The 19208-nt window shown below is 68.5% G+C and carries 17 protein-coding genes; 11 read left to right on the top strand and 6 right to left on the bottom strand.

Annotated features, from left to right (window positions below):
* Positions 1-8 precede the first annotated feature (8 nt).
* Both uvrA and IEY84_RS15910 read left to right on the top strand, forming a co-directional pair.
* A complete protein-coding gene (uvrA, locus tag IEY84_RS15905; protein ID WP_183545532.1) occupies positions 9-2978 on the top strand; it encodes an excinuclease ABC subunit UvrA in 2970 nt (989 codons plus the stop codon).
* A 75-nt stretch (positions 2979-3053) separates the two neighbouring features.
* Positions 3054-3488: a Rieske (2Fe-2S) protein gene (locus tag IEY84_RS15910; protein WP_183545531.1), complete on the top strand. Its 435-nt coding sequence runs from the start codon at positions 3054-3056 to the stop codon at positions 3486-3488.
* A gap of 44 nt (positions 3489-3532) precedes the next feature.
* Here the strand turns inward: IEY84_RS15910 and IEY84_RS15915 are convergent, their stop codons facing one another.
* Positions 3533-4816: a tetratricopeptide repeat protein gene (locus IEY84_RS15915; protein ID WP_183545530.1), complete on the bottom strand. Its 1284-nt coding sequence runs from the start codon at positions 4814-4816 to the stop codon at positions 3533-3535.
* A gap of 174 nt (positions 4817-4990) precedes the next feature.
* On the opposite strand from IEY84_RS15915, the gene uvrC reads away from it, so the two are divergent.
* From uvrC to IEY84_RS15930, 3 genes are read left to right on the top strand one after another with little or no spacing between them, the layout of a single operon-like run.
* Complete coding sequence (gene uvrC / locus IEY84_RS15920; RefSeq protein ID WP_183545529.1) at positions 4991-6967, top strand: excinuclease ABC subunit UvrC; 1977 nt, start codon at positions 4991-4993, stop codon at positions 6965-6967.
* A 3-nt stretch (positions 6968-6970) separates the two neighbouring features.
* Positions 6971-7837 (top strand): RNase adapter RapZ, encoded by an 867-nt coding sequence (rapZ, locus tag IEY84_RS15925; RefSeq protein ID WP_183545528.1) that lies wholly within the window; start codon positions 6971-6973, stop codon positions 7835-7837.
* 2 nt (positions 7838-7839) lie between these two features.
* The gene (locus IEY84_RS15930) at positions 7840-8820 is read left to right on the top strand and encodes a gluconeogenesis factor YvcK family protein (RefSeq protein WP_183545527.1); all 981 of its coding nucleotides are present in this window, start codon (positions 7840-7842) and stop codon (positions 8818-8820) included.
* On the opposite strand, the gene IEY84_RS15935 is transcribed toward IEY84_RS15930, so the two are convergent.
* Positions 8817-9152, bottom strand: coding sequence for a hypothetical protein (locus IEY84_RS15935; protein WP_183545526.1), 336 nt, complete (start codon positions 9150-9152; stop codon positions 8817-8819). The two genes, IEY84_RS15930 and IEY84_RS15935, sit on opposite strands and share 4 nt — an antisense overlap.
* Positions 9153-9451: 299 nt before the next feature.
* Here IEY84_RS15935 and whiA point away from each other — a divergent pair, with 299 nt between their 5' ends.
* The 6 genes from whiA (at position 9452) to IEY84_RS15965 (ending at position 14460) form a co-directional block, all read left to right on the top strand.
* Positions 9452-10438 carry a DNA-binding protein WhiA gene (gene whiA / locus IEY84_RS15940; protein ID WP_183545525.1) on the top strand — a complete coding sequence of 329 codons (987 nt, stop codon included), beginning with the start codon at positions 9452-9454 and terminating at the stop codon, positions 10436-10438.
* A gap of 183 nt (positions 10439-10621) precedes the next feature.
* Complete coding sequence (gene gap, locus IEY84_RS15945; RefSeq protein ID WP_183545524.1) at positions 10622-11620, top strand: type I glyceraldehyde-3-phosphate dehydrogenase; 999 nt, start codon at positions 10622-10624, stop codon at positions 11618-11620.
* A gap of 38 nt (positions 11621-11658) precedes the next feature.
* Positions 11659-12882 (top strand): phosphoglycerate kinase, encoded by a 1224-nt coding sequence (locus IEY84_RS15950; RefSeq protein ID WP_183545523.1) that lies wholly within the window; start codon positions 11659-11661, stop codon positions 12880-12882.
* Positions 12882-13694, top strand: a complete 813-nt coding sequence (gene tpiA, locus IEY84_RS15955; protein WP_183545522.1) for a triose-phosphate isomerase — start codon at positions 12882-12884, stop codon at positions 13692-13694. The genes IEY84_RS15950 and tpiA overlap by 1 nt, the downstream gene beginning before the upstream one ends.
* 42 nt (positions 13695-13736) lie before the next feature.
* Positions 13737-13967 carry a preprotein translocase subunit SecG gene (gene secG, locus IEY84_RS15960; protein ID WP_008357155.1) on the top strand — a complete coding sequence of 77 codons (231 nt, stop codon included), beginning with the start codon at positions 13737-13739 and terminating at the stop codon, positions 13965-13967.
* Between the two features lie 133 nt (positions 13968-14100).
* Positions 14101-14460, top strand: a complete 360-nt coding sequence (locus tag IEY84_RS15965; RefSeq protein WP_183545521.1) for an RNA polymerase-binding protein RbpA — start codon at positions 14101-14103, stop codon at positions 14458-14460.
* Between the two features lie 98 nt (positions 14461-14558).
* Here IEY84_RS15965 and IEY84_RS15970 read toward each other — a convergent pair whose 3' ends face one another.
* The 4 genes from IEY84_RS15970 to tal form a co-directional block, all read right to left on the bottom strand.
* Positions 14559-15527: a type IV toxin-antitoxin system AbiEi family antitoxin domain-containing protein gene (locus IEY84_RS15970; protein WP_183545520.1), complete on the bottom strand. Its 969-nt coding sequence runs from the start codon at positions 15525-15527 to the stop codon at positions 14559-14561.
* Between the two features lie 167 nt (positions 15528-15694).
* Entirely contained in the window at positions 15695-16438 is a 744-nt protein-coding gene (gene pgl / locus IEY84_RS15975) for a 6-phosphogluconolactonase (RefSeq protein ID WP_183545519.1), read from the bottom strand.
* Positions 16435-18102: a glucose-6-phosphate isomerase gene (gene pgi / locus IEY84_RS15980; protein ID WP_183545518.1), complete on the bottom strand. Its 1668-nt coding sequence runs from the start codon at positions 18100-18102 to the stop codon at positions 16435-16437. Before pgi ends, pgl begins: the two co-directional genes overlap by 4 nt.
* A complete protein-coding gene (gene tal, locus IEY84_RS15985) occupies positions 18099-19205 on the bottom strand; it encodes a transaldolase (RefSeq protein ID WP_183545517.1) in 1107 nt (368 codons plus the stop codon). Before tal ends, pgi begins: the two co-directional genes overlap by 4 nt.
* Between the last annotated feature and the right edge of the window lie 3 nt (positions 19206-19208).

Genomic DNA, 19208 nt, shown 5'->3' on the forward strand with positions numbered 1-19208 from the left:
GAAAGAACGTGGCGGAGCAGCAGCTGATCATCCGGGGAGCCCGGGAGCACAACCTCAAGGACGTCTCCCTTGACCTGCCCAGGGACTCGATGATCGTGTTCACCGGCCTGTCCGGGAGCGGGAAGTCGAGCCTCGCGTTCGACACCATCTTCGCGGAGGGGCAGCGTCGCTATGTCGAGTCGCTGTCTGCGTACGCTCGACAGTTCCTCGGCCAGATGGACAAGCCCGACGTCGACTTCATCGAGGGGCTCTCCCCGGCGGTGTCGATCGACCAGAAGTCGACCTCGAAGAACCCGCGCTCGACGGTCGGCACCATCACCGAGGTCTACGACTACCTGCGCCTGCTCTACGCCCGCGCCGGCCGTCCCCACTGCCCGACCTGCGGCGCGCCGATCGAGCGGCAGACGCCGCAGCAGATCGTGGACCACGTGCTCACCCTGGAAGAGGGGCGCCGCTTCCAGGTGCTGAGCCCGGTGATCCGGGCCCGCAAGGGGGAGTACGTCGAGCTGTTCAGCCAGCTGCAGCAGCAGGGCTACTCCCGGGTGCGGGTGGACGGTGAGATCCATCAGCTCGACGCGCCGCCCAAGCTGGAGAAGCAGAAGAAGCACACCATCGAGGTGGTCATCGACCGGCTCGCGGTCAAGGAGTCCTCCAAGCGGCGGCTGACCGACTCGGTCGAGACCGCTCTGGAGCTGGCCGGCGGCCTGGTCGTCTTCGACTTCGTCGACACAGGGGAGCAGATGAAGTTCTCCGAGCGGATGTCGTGCCCCAACGACCACCTGCTCGACACCGACGAGCTCGAGCCGCGCTCGTTCTCGTTCAACTCGCCCTTCGGGGCCTGCCCGGCCTGCACGGGCCTCGGCACCCGGATGGAGGTCGACCCGGAGCTGGTCGTCCCCAACCCCGCAGCCACGCTGGCCGAGGGTGCCCTGCAGCCCTGGTCCCAGGCCCACGTCGCCGATTACTTCCTTCGACTGCTGGAGGCGCTCGGAGGTGAGCTCGGCTTCGACCTGGACACCCCGTGGGACGACATCCCGGCTGCGGGCCAGAAGGCGATCCTCGACGGTCACGGACACAAGGTGCACGTGGTCTCGGTCAACCGCTACGGCCGCCGCCGTTCCTACGACGCCGAGTTCGAGGGCGTACGCCGCTGGGTCGAGCGCCGCCACAAGGAGGCGGAGTCCGACACCACCCGCGAGCGCTTCGAGGGCTACATGCGGCAGGTGCCCTGCCCGACCTGCAAGGGCACCCGGCTCAAGCCCGTCTCGACCTCGGTGACCCTGGGCGAGCGGAGTGAGGGCGGACTCAACATCGCCGAGCTGTGCGCGATGCCGATCAACGAGGCCGCGGAGTGGCTCGACCAGGTCGAGCTGAGCGGCCGCGAGCGGCAGATCGCCGAGCAGGTCCTCAAGGAGATCCAGGCGCGGCTGCGCTTCCTCCTCGACGTCGGCCTCGACTACCTCTCCCTGGAACGGCCCTCTGGATCGCTCTCCGGCGGTGAGGCCCAGCGGATCCGGCTGGCGACCCAGATCGGCTCCGGTCTGGTCGGTGTCCTCTACGTGCTGGACGAGCCGTCCATCGGCCTCCACCAGCGCGACAACCACCGGCTGATCGAGACTCTCGAGCGGCTCAAGCGGCTCGGCAACACCCTGATCGTCGTGGAGCACGACGAGGACACCATCAAGGTCGCCGACTGGGTGGTCGACATCGGCCCCGGCGCGGGCGAGCACGGCGGCCAGGTGATCCACTCCGGCACGGTCGAGGACCTGCTCGCCAACGAGCAGTCGGTGACCGGTCAGTATCTGGCGGGTCGTCGCGAGATCGCCGTCCCGGCCGTACGCCGCCCGCGCACCGCCGGGCGCGAGCTGACCGTCCACGGCGCCAAGGAGAACAACCTCAAGGACATCGACGTCACCTTTCCGCTGGGGCTCTTCCTCGCGGTCACCGGCGTCTCCGGCTCCGGCAAGTCGACGCTGGTCAACGACATCCTCTACACCGCCCTGGCCAAGGAGTTCTACCGCGCCCGCACCGTCCCGGGCCGCCACACCAAGATCTCCGGCCTGGACAACGTCGACAAGGTGATCCACGTCGACCAGTCCCCGATCGGACGTACGCCGCGGTCCAACCCGGCCACCTACACCGGCGTCTTCGACCACATCCGCAAGCTCTTCGCCTCCACCCCGGAGGCCAAGATGCGCGGCTATCTGCAGGGCCGATTCTCGTTCAACGTCAAGGGCGGCCGCTGCGAGGCCTGCTCGGGTGACGGCACGATCAAGATCGAGATGAACTTCCTGCCGGACGTGTACGTCCCGTGCGAGGTCTGCCACGGCGCGCGCTACAACCGTGAGACGCTCGAGGTGCACTACAAGGGCAAGTCGATCGCCGAGGTGCTCGACATGCCGATCGAGGAGGCGGTCGAGTTCTTCGCCGCCGTGCCCGCGATCGCGCGCCACATGAAGACCCTGGTCGAGGTCGGCCTGGGCTATGTGCGTCTCGGTCAGCCCGCGACCACCCTGTCGGGCGGCGAGGCGCAGCGGGTCAAGCTCTCCGCCGAGCTGCAGAAGCGCTCGACCGGCAAGACGCTCTACGTCCTCGACGAGCCCACCACGGGCCTTCACTTCGAGGACATCCGCAAGCTCATCGGGGTGCTCTCCTCGCTGGTCGACAAGGGCAACACCGTGCTGGTGATCGAGCACAACCTCGACGTCATCAAGACCGCTGACTGGATCATCGACATGGGTCCGGAAGGCGGCAACCGCGGTGGCAGCGTGATCGCTGAGGGCACGCCGGAGACCGTTGCCGCGACACCCGGCAGCCACACCGGCGGCTTCCTCGCGCCGCTCCTCGACGGCAAGGCCGCGGAACAGCCCCCGGCCGAGCCGGTGAAGGCGAAGGCCGCCCCGGCCGCCAAGACCGCGGCCAAGAAGTCGGCGGCCAAGAAGAGGCCGGCGGCGCGCAAGAAGGTCGACGCGTCCTGATCCGAGACCGAGATTTGCCTGAGGGTTCGCGCTCGGCGAGCGATCCCGCTCGTCGGCGCGCCTATCCTGGAATGCATGAGTGAATCTCGAATCACCCGGCGAAAGGTCGTCACCGGCACCGCGGTGAGCGCAGTCGGTGTGCCGCTTCTGGCCGCCTGCGGCAGCGACGACAGCGACACCGGCACCGACGGTGGGTCCTCAGGCGACAGCGGCTCGGGCGGAGGCGGCCCGCTGGTCGCGACCAGCGAGGTCCCGGTCGGAGGGGGAGTGATCATCGCCGACCGCAAGCTCGTGGCCACTCAGCCGACCGAGGGCACCTTCAAGGTCTTCTCCGCGGTCTGCCCTCACCAGGGTTGTGCGGTCACCAAGGTCACCGACGGCACCATCGACTGTCCCTGCCACGGCAGTCGTTTCTCGATCGAGGACGGCTCGGCGACGCAGGGCCCCGCCGAGGACCCGCTGGACGAGGTCGCCTTCGAGGTGGCCGACGGCGAGATCGTCCCCAGCTGACCCTCCCCGCCGAGTCCGCACGTATGGCGGCGGCGGGGAGCGGGTCAGGTGCGCGCGAGAGCCTGGGCCCGCCACAGCTCGTCGCGCGGGGAGCGGCGGCGATCGAGGCGGGCATCGAGCAGCACCCGGGCCTCGTCCCAGCGATCGGCGCGGAGCAGCGCGGCGATGCGCGCCTCCTCGATGATCTCGCGCTGTGCGTCGGACCCGCCGAGGCGGCGGATCGACGGGGCGAGCACGGCGAGACGGTCGGCGGCGGCGGAGTTCTCGTCGCGCGCCATCAGCCCGAGAGCCTCGGCGAGCGGAGAGACGACGGTGGCCATGGTCGGGTGCGTGTGCCCGGCCGTCCATGACCGCAGCTCGTCGAGCGCACCGGCGTCGCCGCCGGCGAGGTGGGTCACCGCGGTGTGCATGGCCAGGAACGGGGTGGCGGGGCGGGTCATCGTCTCGCGGCCGGTGACGCGCACGACCTCGGCGATGTCGGGAACGTCGTGGGCTCCCGGCGTGAGCGCCCAGCGGAACAGCAACGAGCCGGAGTCGACCAGAGCCCGGCAGCCCAGCGCGCGTCCGGGCTGGAGCTGGCTCAGGTAGCGGCGGCGTACGGCGTCCAGGTCGCCCAGTGAGAGCTCGTGCAGCGCGGCGTGCCACACGAAGTGGGAGAGCGAGTCGATCTGGGCGCCGTCGCCGAGAACCCAGGACGACATCCAGGCGAGGCCGGCCTCGTGGTCGCCGGTCTCGTAGTGAGCATGTGCGCGGGCGTGGGCGGAGTGGCCGGCCCCGGGCTCCACCGCCAGCGAGGCGCAGGAGAGCGACATCGCGTCGTCGAAGCGGCGCTGCTCCTGGCGTACGAACGCGAGCAGTCCGGCAAACCACCAGTCGTCGCCGTAGGCAGGCGCGGCACGTTCCACGATCGCCCACGACTCCTCGGGCACCTCGGTGGCGCCGGCGAAGGCGATGGTCGGCACTGCGACCGAGAGCAGCAGTGCGTCGCGAGGAAATGCCGCCAGATGGTCGATCAGCGGTCGAGGATCGCCGCCGATGTGGGCTTCGACCGCGTGGACGTGGCTCCGCTCCCGCTCCGTCGCCCGTCGGGCGTGCAACCGGGCTTGTCGCAGTCGTGCGGCGATATCGACGGGAGCGCACATCTCGTGGCCGAGCAGCGCCAGCGCGGCGTGTCCGAGCGCGAAGGTGGGGTCGAGGACGATCGCGGCCGCGAACGAGGACAAGGCGCCGTCTCGCAGACGAAGCACGTCGAGGAGCCCCTGGCGGTAGCTCCGGGCGGCTTCGTCGCTGGTGGTCAGCGCATATCCATAGCGATCACGACAAGGCACATAATCATACTAGACCACTAGACTTTGAAATCCACGGTACGCGGGCTCGATTTCCCCAGACTCAGGGACCGGCGAGCTCTCCGGAGCCTCGAGGATCAGCCGGGTGCCGGTCAGCAGTTCCGCGCAGACCTGCGTACCGCCGACCTGTCGGTCCTCGCCGATAGGCTGGCGGACGTGCCCGATCCGCAGAGCTATCGCCCGAAAGCTGGGAGCATCCCCACCCAGCCCGGGGTCTACCGGTTCCGCGATCCCAAGGGGCGGGTGATCTACGTCGGCAAGGCGATCAACCTGCGTCAACGGCTCGCGAACTACTTTCAGCCCATCCCGAGCCTCCACCCCCGCACCGCGACGATGGTGACCACCGCGGCCAGTGTCGAGTGGACGACGGTCAACAACGACATCGAGGCGCTCCAGCTCGAATACACCTGGATCAAGGAGTTCGATCCGCGGTTCAACGTCAAGTACCGCGACGACAAGTCCTACCCGTGGCTCGCGGTCACCGTCGGCGAGGAGTTCCCGCGGGTCATGGTCGGTCGCGGCGCCAAGCGCAAGGGCACCCGCTACTTCGGTCCCTATGGCCATGCCTGGGCGATCCGGGAGACCGTCGACATCCTGCTGCGGGTCTTCCCGATGCGCTCGTGCAGCAACGGCGTCTTCAAGCGCTCCCAGCAGATCGGCCGACCCTGTCTGCTCGGCTACATCGACAAGTGCACCGCCCCGTGCGTCGGCAACATCTCGCCCGAGGAGCACCGCGACATCGTCGACGACTTCTGCGACTTCATGGCGGGCCACACCACGACCTTCACGAAGCGGATCGAGAAGGAGATGTACGCCGCCTCCGAGGCTCTCGACTTCGAGAAGGCCGCGCGGCTGCGCGACGACCTGGCGGCGATGCAGCGTGCCCTGGAGAAGCAGGCAGTTGTGCTCGGTGACGGTGCCGACGCCGACGTCATCGCCCTGGCTGAGGACCCGCTCGAGGTCGGCGTGCAGATCTTCTACGTACGCGGTGGCCGCATCAAGGGCCAGCGTGGCTGGGTCGCGGACCGGATGGACGACGCCGACACCGCCGGCCTGGTCGAGCACTTCCTGCTCCAGCTCTACGCCGGCGAGGACGCTGAGGCGATCCCGCGCGAGATCCTGGTCCCGGCGCTGCCGCCCGACCACGTGACCTTCGAGGAGCTCCTCTCGGACGTACGGAAGGCGAAGGTCAGGATCCGGGTCCCGCAGCGTGGCGACAAGAAGACGCTCCAGGAGACCGTCGCCAACAACGCCAAACAGGCCCTCGCGCTCCACAAGACCAAGCGCGCCAGCGACCTGACCACCCGCAACCGGGCGCTGGAGGAGATCCAGGAGGCGCTCGAGCTCGACGAGGTGCCGCTGCGGATCGAGTGCTACGACATCTCCCACCTGCAGGGCACCGAGATCGTGGCCAGCATGGTGGTGTTCGAGGACGGGCTGGCCCGCAAGTCCGAGTATCGCCGGTTCATCATCAAGGGCCAGGACGGCTCCGACGACGTCAAGGCGATGCACGAGGTGATCACCAGGCGGTTCAAGCGGCTCCTGGACGAGCAGTCGACGTCGATCGTGTCGACGCAGGTCGAGGGGGCCAGCGGGCCGATGCTGGTCGACCCCGAGACCGGTAGGCCACGCAAGTTCGCCTATGCCCCTGGGCTGGTCGTCGTCGACGGCGGCGCGCCCCAGGTGGCCGCCGCGCAGCGCGCCCTGACCGAGCTGGGCATCAACGACATCCCGGTCGTCGGTCTGGCCAAGCGTCTCGAGGAGGTCTGGGTCCCCGGCGAGGAGGACCCGGTCATCCTGCCGCGCAGCTCGGAGGGGCTCTACCTGCTGCAGCGGCTCCGCGACGAGGCGCACCGGTTCGCGATCGGCCATCACCGCGGTCGGCGCAGCAAGTCGATGGTGGAGAGCCTGCTCGACGACGTACCCGGCCTCGGCGAGGTGCGTCGCAAGACGCTGATGAAGCACTTCGGCTCGCTGAAGAAGCTCCGGGCGGCGACGGTCGAGGAGATCGCCCAGGTGCCCGGCATCGGCCCCGGCACCGCGACCGCGATCAAGACCGCTGTGGAGCAGTCATCGAAGGGTGGCAAGGTTAGCGCCATCAACGTCACCACCGGCGAGATCATCGAGGAGTAGGTCATGCACAAGGGGGAGGTCGTCGTCATCACCGGCATGACCGGTGCTGGGCGAAGCACTGCGGCCAAGGAGCTGGAGGATCTCGGCTACTACGTCGTCGACAACCTGCCGCCGAGCCTGCTCTCGCAGGTGGTCGAGCGGGTCGATGCCGCCCGCGGGCCGGAGCAGCCGGTGGCGGTCGTGACCGACGTACGCTCCGGCTCCTTCTTCGCCGAGCTCGAGGAGATCCTCGCGAAGAAGGCCACCGGGCGGCGTACGACGCTGGTGTTCCTCGACGCCGCCGACGACACGCTCGTCCGCCGCCAGGAGGCCGCCCGCCGGCCCCACCCGATGCAGCGGGGCAACGAGCGGCTGCTGGACGCGCTCGAGCGTGAGCGGGTGGTGCTGGCCAGTCTGCGTGGCGCCGCCGATCTGGTCATCGACACGACCCAGCTCAACGTGCACCAGCTCACCGCCAGGATCGCGGAGGCCTTCGGCACCCCGGAGCGGACGACCCTGAAGGTGTCCGTGGTGAGCTTCGGGTTCAAGTACGGGATCCCGGTCGATGCGGACTTCATGGCCGACATGCGCTTCCTGCCCAACCCCCACTGGGTGCCGGAGCTGAAGGGCGGCAACGGACGCGACAACCCTGACGTCGCCGAGTACGTCTACACCCGCCCTGGCGCGGAGGAGTTCCTGAGCGGGTTTGTTCCGGTGCTCGTCGGAGTGACCAAGGGCTATCTCCACGAAGGGAAGAGGTTCATGCGCGTGGCAATCGGGTGCACAGGCGGTAAGCACCGCAGCGTGGCGATGGCGGAGGAGATCTCCAGGCGGCTGCGAGATGCCGGCCTGGATGCGAAGGCGATCCACCGAGACCTCGGGCGGGAGTGAGCGTGGCCGGGGCCGACCGACCCGGGGCAGATGCCCAGGCCGTCGTCGCCCTGGGGGGAGGGCACGGACTGCATGCGTCCTTGAGTGCGCTGCGGCTGCTCGTCGATGACCTGACCGTCGACCAGCTCACCGCGATCGTCACGGTCGCCGACAACGGTGGCTCCAGCGGCCGGCTCCGACGTGAGTTCGGCGTGCTCCCGCCGGGTGACCTGCGGATGGCGCTCGCCGCGCTGTGCGGCGCGGACCGCTGGGACGACACTTGGGCGCAGGTGCTGCAGCACCGCTTCGCGGGCGAGGGCGAGATGCGCGGCCACAACCTCGGCAACCTGCTGATCGTCGGCCTGTGGGAGCAGCTCGGCGACCACGTCGAGGCCCTCGACTGGGTCGGTCGCCTGCTGGGCGCCAAGGGCCGGGTCCTGCCGATGGCGCTGGTGCCGATGGACATCGTCGCCGAGGTGAGCGGGCTCGTCCCGGGTGACTCGGCGGCCAGGGTGGAGATCAGCGGGCAGGTCGAGGTCGCCACCACCGATGGCCGGATCGAGTCGATCCAGCTGGTCCCGGACAACCCGCCGGCTGCGCCCGACGCCGTCAAGGCGATCTGTGACGCCGAGTGGGTGTTCCTGGGGCCCGGCTCCTGGTTCACCTCCGTCCTTCCGCACCTGATGGTCCGCGCGCTGCGCGAGGCCCTGGTCGCGACCACCGCCAAGATCGTCGTCGTGCTCAACCTCGGCGAGCAGCCGGGGGAGACCACCGGCTTCGGCCCTGCCGAGCACCTCGAGGTCCTCCTCGAGCACGCCCCGGATCTCCGGATCCACACCGTCCTCGTCGACTCGTCTCTCGACGGTCTCGACGAGCTGTCGCGGGTGGCCGAGAAGTGCGGTGCGCAGGTCGAGGTCGCCGACGTCGCCGTCGGCGACGGGACCCCTCGCCATGACCCGGAGCGGCTGGCTGCTGCGTACGCGCGGGTGATCGGGGCGGGCTAGGAGGCGGTGCCGGCTGGGTCGGCCGGGTCCGTCCGACGCTCCCGAAGGTGTATGACCTCACGGATGAAGAGGCCGGCGGCGACCAGGCCGAGGACGACGAAGGCGGCGCCGTCGACTCGGTAGCCCCAATCAGGAGTCCCCTGACGTTCTTCGAGCAGCGGGGCGCCGCCCACGAGCCTCGTCATGCCGTTCGTTCCCTGCAGAAGGCCGAGGACGAGAAGGGCGATGGCATTCGACCAGGTCGGGGCGGGTGCGGATTGCCGGACCAGGCGGGCGAACAGCCAGACGATGGCACCGAGACGAGCGAGCTCGATCCCTACGACGAGAAGCACGAGCGGCTACGACGCGTTCCTGAAATCCCCTGATGTCAACGTCCCGAAGGGACTGGGGCTGCAGCAGAAGAAGAGAAGAAATGCCGGTCCGAGGACGGAGATCGTCGACGGAGGCTGTTCTGGTGGAGTCGGCACAGCCGCGGACGCTAGCCCATACCCACCCTCCTATGTCCGAGAACGCGTCATAAGGCGAGGCGAGCCGTGTCCCGCCCTGTGTAAGCCTCGCTCCGGCCCCACACGGAGTGCTCCGACGTGGAACCGATTCGAGGGTCGTTGACAACAATGAAAGACTCTCCGACATGGCGATGACGGGACAGGTGAAGGCAGAGCTGGCCTCCACTCAGATCACCAAGACATGCTGCCGAAAGGCAGAGGTTGCCTCGACGTTGAGGTTCGCTGGGGGGATCCACATCGTGGCCGGCAGGATCGTGGTCGAGGCTGAGCTCGACACCGGTCTGGCTGCCCGAAGGCTGAAGCGAGATATCGCCGACGTCTTCGGTCACGAGGCAGAGGTGGCTCTCATCCAGGCGAGCGGGCTTCGTAAGGGCAGCCGTTACATCGTGCGCGTGGTCAAGGACGGTGAGGCGCTGGCGCGTCAGACCGGCCTTCTCGACCAGCGCGGCCGGCCGGTGCGGGGTCTTCCGCCTGCCGTCGTCTCGGGCGGGGCCTGCGACGCCGTGGCCGCCTGGCGCGGTGCCTTCCTGGCCCACGGCTCGCTCACCGAGCCGGGCCGCTCCTCTTCGATGGAGGTGACCTGCCCGGGCTCGGAGTCGGCTCTCGCCCTGGTCGGCGTCGCCCGTCGGATCGGCATCTCGGCGAAGCCGAGGGAGGTACGCGGCGTGGACCGTGTCGTCATCCGCGACGGCGACGCGATCGGCCAGCTGCTGACCCGCCTGGGTGCCCACGAGTCGCTGATGGCCTGGGAAGAGCGCCGGATGCGCCGCGAGGTCCGCGCCACCGCCAACCGGCTGGCGAACTTCGACGACGCCAACCTGCGCCGGTCGGCCCGTGCGGCCGTCGCTGCCGGGGCCCGGGTCGAGCGCGCCCTGGAGATCCTCGGCGAGGAGATCCCCGACCACCTGCGCCAGGCCGGCAAGCTTCGTCTGGAGCACAAGCAGGCCTCGCTCGAGGAGCTCGGTCAGCTCCACGACCCGGTGCTGACCAAGGACGCCATCGCCGGCCGCATCCGCCGCCTCCTCGCGATGGCCGACAAGCGGGCCGAGGAGCTCGGCATCCCCGACACCGAGGCGTCGCTGACCGCGGAGATGCTCGCCGAGGACGCCTAGAAGCAGTTTCACACCACGTATCCGGCCCGAGCCCCTCGAGAGATCGCGGGGCTCGGGCCATTTGCTACTCGTCCGTCTATTGGAACGATCCAACCCAGTCTCCCGCAGTTCAGAGGTGCTGGGTAGTGTCGGCGTCAGCGGGTGATCCCGCACACAATCTTTCGACGCGAACCAGGAGTCCACGTGACAGTTCGAGTAGGTATCAACGGCTTCGGCCGGATCGGCCGCAACTTCTTCCGCGCGGTGCGCGCCTCCGACCTCGACATCGAGATCGTCGGGGTCAACGACCTGAGCGACAACGCGACCCTCGCGACGCTGCTGAAGTACGACACCATCCTCGGTCCGCTCGATGCCGACGTCTCCGCCACCGAGGACGCGATCGTCGTCGACGGCAAGGAGATCAAGGCGTACGCAGAGCGTGACCCGGCCAACCTCCGCTGGTCCGACCTCGGCGTCGACGTCGTGATCGAGTCCACCGGCTTCTTCACCGACGCGACCAAGGCCCGCGCCCACGTCGACTCCGGCGGCGCGAAGAAGGTGATCATCTCCGCTCCGGCGAAGAACGACGACGCCACCATCGTGATGGGCGTCAACGAGAAGGACTACGACCCCGAGAACCACACGGTCATCTCCAACGCGTCGTGCACGACCAACTGCCTGGCGCCGCTGGCCAAGGCGCTCAACGACGGCATCGGCATCAACAAGGGCCTGATGACGACCGTCCACGCCTACACCGCCGACCAGAACCTCCAGGACAACATCCACAAGGATCTGCGTCGCGCCCGCGCCGCCGCGCTCAACGTGGTGCCGACCTCGACCGGTGCCGCCAAGGCGATCGGCCTGGTGCTGCCGGAGCTGAAGGGCAAGCTCGACGGCTACGCGCTGCGGGTGCCGGTGCCGACCGGCTCGATCGTCGACCTCTCCTTCGAGGCCTCGCGCGAGACGTCGGTCGAGGAGATCAACGAGATCATGGAGAAGGCCGCCGACGGGAAATACCTCGTCTACTCGACCGACCCGATCGTCTCCTCCGACATCGTCACCAACCCGGCGTCCTCGATCTTCGACGCACCGCTGACCAAGGTGATCGGCAACCAGGTCAAGGTCGCGGCCTGGTACGACAACGAGTGGGGCTACTCCAACCGGCTCGGTGACCTGGTGGCATATGTTGGCGCGAGCCTATGACCCAGCGACCTGTCTCACAGGTTAGGGTCTAGCCCGTTATGTCTCTGAATCTCACGCAGCTCATCGAGCAGGGTGTCGCGGGCAAGCGAGTTCTCGTGCGCTCCGACCTCAACGTCCCGTTGGAAGGCACGACGATCACCGACGACGGTCGCATCCGTGCCTCGGTGCCCACGATCAAGACGCTGGCGGATGCCGGCGCCCGGGTCGTGGTGGTCGCCCACCTCGGTCGGCCGAAGGGGGAGCCGGACCCGGCCTACTCGCTGGCTCCCGTGGCGACCCGCCTCGGTGAGCTGCTCGGGGCCGAGGTCGCCTTCGCGACCGACACCGTCGGCGACTCCGCCAGCGCGGTCGTCGGCGGCCTCGGCGACGGCCAGGTCGCCCTCCTGGAGAACGTACGATTCAACGCCGGTGAGACCAGCAAGGAAGACATCGAGCGGGCGACCTTCGCCACCCAGCTCGCCGCCCTGGCCGACGCCTTCGTCTCGGACGGCTTCGGTGTGGTCCACCGCAAGCAGGCCTCGGTCTACGACGTCGCCAAGCTGCTCCCGAGCGCGCAGGGTGACCTGGTGGCCACCGAGATCGACGTGCTCAAGCGGCTCACCGAGACCCCCGAGCGGCCTTATGTGGTCGTTCTCGGAGGCTCGAAGGTCTCCGACAAGCTCGGCGTGATCGACAACCTGCTCGGCAAGGCCGACAAGCTGCTCATCGGCGGGGGCATGGTCTTCACCTTCCTCAAGGCCCAGGGCTTCGAGGTCGGCGAGTCGCTGCTCGAGGAGGACCAGATCCTCACCGTGCTCGGCTACCTCGAGCGAGCCGAGGAGATCGGTGTCGAGATCCTGCTGCCGACCGACGTCGTGGTCGCCGACTCCTTCGGCGACGAGGCCTCTGCCCGCGTGGTCGCGGCCAATGCCATCCCGGCCGAGACGCTCGGGCTCGACATCGGCCCGGAGTCGGCCCAGACCTACGCCGCCGCGCTCGAGGGCGCCAAGACGGTGTTCTGGAACGGCCCGATGGGTGTCTTCGAACAGGCTGCCTTCGCCGAGGGCACCCGCGCGGTCGCCCAGGCGCTGACCACGATCGACGGCCTCTCGGTCGTCGGCGGTGGTGACTCGGCGGCCGCGATCCGCCAGCTCGGGTTCACCGACGACCAGTTCGGGCACATCTCGACTGGCGGCGGTGCCTCGCTCGAATACCTGGAGGGCAAGACCCTCCCGGGCGTCGCCGTGCTCGAGGAGGCCAACGTGGTCGGAGGACTCGGCTGATGGCCGCGAAGAAGCCCAAGAGCGACGGGCGTACCCCGCTCATTGCTGGCAACTGGAAGATGAACCTGAACCACCAAGAAGCGGTGGTCCTGGTCCAGAAGCTCGCCTGGACGCTCTCCGACAAGCGTCACGACTTCGCTGCCGTCGAGGTGGCGGTCTTCCCGCCGTTCACCGACATCCGTTCGGTGCAGACGCTGGTCGACGGCGACAAGATGCGGATCACCTACGGTGCGCAGAACGTCTCTACCGAGGAGTCGGGCGCCTACACCGGCGAGGTCTCGGCCTCGATGCTGGCCAAGCTCGGTTGCTCCTACGTGATCGTGGGCCACTCCGAGCGTCGCGAGCACTACGGCGAGACCGACCAGGTCGTCGCGCAGAAGGCCAAGATCGCGCTCAAGCACGACATCGTCCCGATCGTCTGCGTCGGCGAGGGCCTCGATGTCCGCCAGGCCGGCAACCACGTGGACCACTGCACCGATCAGACCGAGGCCTCGCTGGCCGGCCTCACCGATGCCGAGGTCGGCAAGGTCGTGATCGCCTACGAGCCGGTCTGGGCGATCGGCACGGGCGAGACTGCCACGGCGCAGGACGCCCAGGAGGTCTGCGCCGGCATCCGCGAGCGGCTGGAGAAGCTCTACGGAGCCGAGGTCGCAGGCGGCGTACGCATCCTCTACGGCGGCTCTGTGAAGCCCAACAACGTGGCCGCACTGATGCAGGAGGCCGACGTCGACGGTGCGCTGGTGGGTGGGGCGAGTCTCTCGGTCGAGGACTTCGCGGCGATCTCTCGCTACTACGACCTACCGGTGCTGTAGGGCAGTGCTCTACTCTTGGCGCTCTCCAGATAGGATTCAAACGTGGAACTTCTCTTCACCATCATCCTGGTCATCGCGAGCGCGCTGATGATCCTGCTCGTGCTGCTTCACAAGGGCCGCGGGGGCGGACTCTCCGACATGTTCGGCGGCGGCGTATCGAGCTCCCTGGGTGGATCTTCGGTCGTCGAGCGCAACCTCGACCGACTCACCATCGGCATCGGAGTGATCTGGTTCGCCTGTGTGATCGCGCTCGGCCTGCTGATGGCTTACTGAACCATTTCCCTTCAACGCACGCGCGATAGCGTCTAAACTCATTCGACGCTGGACGGAGATTTTGCCGTCCAATTCCCCCAAAGTGGCCTCTCGGGGCTGCGAACTTTAAGTTGAGAGAGGACACCGCAGCACCATGGCAGGTGGAGGGAACGCGATTCGGGGCTCCCGAGTCGGTGCTGGGCCGATGGGTGAGGCGGAGCGCGGCGAAGCTGCGCCACGGAAGGCCGTCACCTACTTCTGCGCCAACGCACATCATTCGGTCATCACCTTCGCCGTCGAGGCGACGCCGCCAGACTCGTGGGACTGCCCCAAGTGTGGGCTCCCCGCCGGTCTGGACGAGGAGAACGCGCCCCCGGCGCCGAAGATCGAGCCGTACAAGACCCACCTCGCCTACGTGAAGGAGCGCCGCTCCGACGCCGAGGCCGAGGACATCCTGGAGGAGGCAATCGCTCTCCTCCGCTCTCGCCGCAAGTCCGGCGAGATCATCTTCTGAACTCATCCGCCGAGTCGGCGCATCTGCCCCGCGCAGAGGCGCCGACTCGGCGCGTCTGTCCCGCGCGAGGGAGGCGAGTCGGCGCGTCTGTCCCGGCGTCAGCTTGCCAACCTTCGGCCTCGCCTCCGGAGAGCCTGATGGTGCAGCCGGCGGATGCGTACGTCCGCGTCTCCAGTGCGTGTGAATAGCTCGCCCTTCGTGATCGCCTCGACCAACCACCCCTCATCACGTACGTCCAGACGCCGCTCCCGGTCGCGCTCCTGCTGCGCAGGGGAGGAGTGCCACTCGGCCCCGTCGTACTCGACCGCGGCGAGCAGGTCCTCGTTCGCGAGGTCGAGGCGGGCGATGAACTCCCCGGTCTCGGTGAAGACCTCGACCTGGGGCGTCATGCGGAACCGGGCTTGATGGCAGCGCAGGGCCAGCACTGCTTCGGGCGGTGACTCGAACCGGCCGTCAGCGATAGGACCGATCTCACGGAGGGTGCTGACCCATCGCTGCCCACGGAACTGCTTGATCCCCTCGACGAACTCCTTCGGATCGTACGCACCGAGCCGATGCATCATCGAGACTCCGGCGATGGCCTCATCACGCCAGCGGACGCGTCCGAGGTCCCAGGCGGTGCGCAGCGCGGTGGTGACTCGCAGCCCACCGATCTCGTCCGTCTCACTGTCCTTCACGCTCCGCTCCCCGCTGGCGGCGATGTCGTTACGGAGCCGCCCACGACCGGCGGGGCGGAAGAGTGAGAGCGGTCGAAGACTGAGGTGCTCACCGGGTGCAAGGATCATCTCGGCTCCGAGGAGCCAGCCGGCATGTCGGTCGACGATGATGCAGTCGGGCGGTGCGACCAGTCTCAACGCTGCGGCGCGAAGCGCGAGAGAGTCGCCGGCCTCGGTGGCCAGGTACACACCCTTGATGGGGCGGCGTACGAGACCAGACCCGAGGAGTCTGCCGAGCCGCCTGCGCGAGATCCCGGCGTCACGTGCCATCTTGAAGGTGAATGGTTCGGTCACCGGCAACGGGAAGGTGCTACCGAGGCGTCCGCTGAACAGCATTTCTTCCATGTCCATGCCGAGAGTCTCGGATTCGGCGCCAGATGGCGCCAGTGCACACCGTGAGGCTGTGGAAAACCATGTGGAGAAGTTGGGACTGACGCGCCGACTCGGGCCGTTCGAGCGGGACTGACGCGCCGACTCGGCAGCAGGATCTGGGACGTTTGCGCCGAGTCGGCGCGGGGTCAGAGCTTGGAGGCGGCGGCGCGGTCCAGGAACCAGGTGGTCTCGGTGGTGCCGATGACGCCGGTGGCGGGGATCTCGGTGATCTGTGCGCCGGCGTGGGCCTTCGCCACGGCGTCAGCCTTGCCTTCGCCGCTGACCAGGAACCAGACGGTCGTGGACCGGCGTAGGGCCTCGAAGGTGAAGGTGATGCGCTCGGGCGGAGGCTTGGGGGAGTCGGTGACGCCGACGGCGATCGCGTCCTTCGCCTCGAGCTGTGGGAAGCCGGGGAAGAGGGAGGCGATGTGGCCGTCGGGGCCGACGCCGAGCATGAGGATGTCGAAGCCGCCGGAGGCGTGGCTGCGTACGTCCTCGGAGAACTGTGCTGCGGCCTCCTCGACGCTCAGGCCGGAGTCGGTGGCCGGCATCTCGTGGATGCGGTGGTCCGGTACGCCGACCTCGGTGAGGAAGGCGGCGCGGGCCTGGCCGGCGTTGCGGTCCGGGGAGTCAGCGGCGACGTAGCGCTCGTCGCCGAAGAAGAACTCGACTGCGCCCCAGTCGACGCCCGACTCGGGCGCGAGCCGCGCGATCTCGCGGTGGATGGCCTCGGCGATGGTGCCGCCGGTGAGGCCGATGGTGGGTACGTCGCCGGCGGCCTGCAGGTCGGCGACGCGGCTGAGGAACTCTCCGGCGACCGCGGAGGCGAGCGCTTCCGCGGTGTCGTGGACCTCGATGAGTGACTCGGGGTGACCGTCGCTGGTCGTCACTGACGCTTCTCTCTGTAGTAGGCGATGAGGGACTGGGTGGAAGTGTCCTGTTGGCGGGCGGTGCTCATGTCGCCGGAGACGGCGGGGCTGATCTGCACGGCGAGCTGCTTGCCGAGCTCGACACCCCACTGGTCGAAGGAGTCGATGCCCCACACCACACCCTGGGTGAACGTGATGTGCTCGTAGAGCGCGATCAGCTGGCCCAGCACACTGGGCGTCAGCGCCGGCGCCATGATCGACGTGGTCGGCCGGTTGCCGGAGAAGACTCGGGCGTCGACGATGTGTTCTGGCGTGCCCTCGGCGCGTACTTGCTCGTCGGTCTTGCCGAACGCCAGCGCCTGGGTCTGGGCGAAGAAGTTGGCGAGGAACAGCTCGTGGACGTCGATGCTCTGCCCATCACTGGCGTCCGCGAGCGGATAGGCGGGGTTGGCGAAGGCGATGAAGTCAGCCGGGATCACCCTGGTTCCCTGGTGGATCAGCTGGTAGAACGCGTGCTGCCCGTTGGTGCCGGGCTCGCCCCAGAACACCTCGCCGGTGTCGGTCGTGACCGCGGTCCCGTCCCAGCGCACGGACTTGCCGTTGGACTCCATGGTGAGCTGCTGGAGGTACGCGGGGAACCGGTGCAGCAGCTGGGAGTAGGGCAGCACGGCGTGGGTCTGAGCGTCGAGGAAGTTGACGTACCAGACATTCAGGAGACCCATCAGGGCCGGCACGTTCTGCGCGAGCGGCGTCTTCGCGAAGTGCTCGTCGATCGCGTGGAACCCACCGAGGAACTCGGCGAACCGCTCCGGGCCGATGGCGATCGCCAAGGCGGTGCCGATCGCGGAGTCGACGGAGTAGCGGCCGCCGACCCAGTCCCAGAAGCCGAAGGCGTTCTCCGGGTCGATCCCGAAGTCGGCCACCTTGTCGAGCGCGGTGGAGACCGCGACGAAGTGCTTCTTCACAGCCTCGGCGGAGTCGACGTCGTCACCGAGCGCATCGAGCAGCCAGGTGCGCGCGAGCCGGGCGTTGGTCAGCGTCTCCAGCGTGGAGAAGCTCTTCGACGAGACGACGAACAGGGTCGTCGCCGGGTCGAGCCCCTTCAGCTTTTGACCGGCGTCGGTGGGGTCGATGTTGGAGATGAACCGGCACTCGATCTCGGGGTGACGGAACGGCTCGAGCGCCTCGTACGCCATCACCGGACCGAGGTCGGAGCCGCCGATGCCGATGTTGACGACCGTCCGGATCCGCTCGCCGGTGACGCCCTTCCACTCACCGGAGCGGACCCGGTCGGCGAAGGCGTACATCTTCGCCAGGGTCTCGTGGACGGCGGGCACGACATCGGTGCCGTCGACGACCAGCGAGGCCGAGGCAGGAAGGCGCAGGGCGGTGTGGAGCACCGCGCGGTCCTCGGTCACGTTGATGTGCTCGCCGGCGAGCATCGCGTCCCGCCGCGACTCCAAGCCGACCTGCTCGGCGAGAGCGAGCAGGGCGGCCAGGAGGTCGTCGGTGATGAGGTCCTTGGAGAGGTCGACGAAGAGGTCGGCCGCCTCGAAGGTGAAGCGTGAGGCCCGGCCGGGATCATCGGCGAACCACGAGCGCAGGTCGGGCTCGAAGCCGCCCCGCAGCTCGGTGAGTGCCTTCCATGCGTCCGTCGTCGTCGCGTCGACCGGGCCTCGAGTCACTTCTTGACCGCCTCGATCTGGGCGACGACGGTGTCGACGAGCTCCGTCCAGGATGACTTGAACTTGTCCACGCCCTCGGTCTCCAGCGCCAGGAAGACGTCGTCGAGGTCGACCCCGACCGAGCGGAGCGACTCGAAGACCGTCGCGGCCTCGGCGCCCTTGCCGGTCACCACGTCGCCGCGAACCTCACCGTGGTCGGCGAAGGCGTCCATCGTCTTCTCCGGCATGGTGTTGACCGTGTCGGCGACGACCAGATCGGTGACGTAGAGGGTGTCGGGGTAGGCCGGGTTCTTGACCCCGGTCGAGGCCCACAGCGGCCGCTGGGCGTTGGCGCCCGCGCCGGCCAGCGCGGTCCAGCGCTCGCTGGCGTGGACCTCCTCGAACGCGGCGTAGGCGGCGATCGCGTTGGCGACCGCGGCCTTCCCGAGCAGCGCAGTGGCCTCGGGGGTGCCGATCGCCTCGAGCCGCTTGTCGATCTCGGTGTCGACCCGGGAGACGAAGAACGACGCCACGCTGCGGATCGTGGACAGGTCCTTGCCGGCCGCCTTGGCCTGCTCCAGACCGGTCAGGTAGGCGTCCATCACCGCGCGGTAGCGCTCGACCGAGAAGATCAGGGTCACGTTGACCGAGATGCCCTCGGCGATCGCGGCGGTGATCGCCGGGAGGCCCTCGAGGGTCGCCGGGATCTTGATCAGCGCGTTGGGGCGGTCGACGGCAGCCCACAGCGCCTTCGCGGAGGCGATGGTGGCGTCGGTGTCGTTGGCCAGGGTGGGCTCGACCTCGATCGAGACCCGGCCGTCGTCCTTGGTGGCCTCGGCGACCGGCGCGAGGATGTCGCAGGCGTTGCGTACGTCCTCGGTGGTGAGGCCGAAGATGACCTCGTCGACGTCCTTGCCCTCGGCAACCAGCGAGCGGACCTGCTCGTCGTAGCGCTCGCCGTTGGCGATCGCGGCGGCGAAGATGGTCGGGTTGGTGGTCACCCCGACGACGGACTTCTCCTTGACGAGGTCGGCGAGGTTGCCGGTCTCGATCCGCTCCCGGGAGAGGTCGTCGAGCCAGATGGACACGCCGGCGTCGGCCAGCGCCTTGAGACGGTCAGACATATT

The sequence above is a fragment of the Nocardioides albus genome (assembly GCF_014648255.1).
Taxonomy (GTDB): domain Bacteria; phylum Actinomycetota; class Actinomycetes; order Propionibacteriales; family Nocardioidaceae; genus Nocardioides; species Nocardioides albus.

What these genes read in the sequence shown, in the direction of transcription:
- IEY84_RS15910 (WP_183545531.1), top strand. Translation starts at nt 3,054, where the DNA reads ATGAGTGAATCTCGAATCACCCGGCGAAAGGTCGTCACCGGCACCGCG.
- rapZ (WP_183545528.1), top strand. Translation starts at nt 6,971, where the DNA reads ATGCACAAGGGGGAGGTCGTCGTCATCACCGGCATGACCGGTGCTGGG.
- whiA (WP_183545525.1), top strand. Translation starts at nt 9,452, where the DNA reads ATGGCGATGACGGGACAGGTGAAGGCAGAGCTGGCCTCCACTCAGATC.
- IEY84_RS15950 (WP_183545523.1), top strand. Translation starts at nt 11,659, where the DNA reads ATGTCTCTGAATCTCACGCAGCTCATCGAGCAGGGTGTCGCGGGCAAG.
- tpiA (WP_183545522.1), top strand. Translation starts at nt 12,882, where the DNA reads ATGGCCGCGAAGAAGCCCAAGAGCGACGGGCGTACCCCGCTCATTGCT.
- IEY84_RS15965 (WP_183545521.1), top strand. Translation starts at nt 14,101, where the DNA reads ATGGCAGGTGGAGGGAACGCGATTCGGGGCTCCCGAGTCGGTGCTGGG.
- IEY84_RS15970 (WP_183545520.1), bottom strand. Translation starts at nt 15,527, where the DNA reads ATGGACATGGAAGAAATGCTGTTCAGCGGACGCCTCGGTAGCACCTTC.
- tal (WP_183545517.1), bottom strand. Translation starts at nt 19,205, where the DNA reads ATGTCTGACCGTCTCAAGGCGCTGGCCGACGCCGGCGTGTCCATCTGG.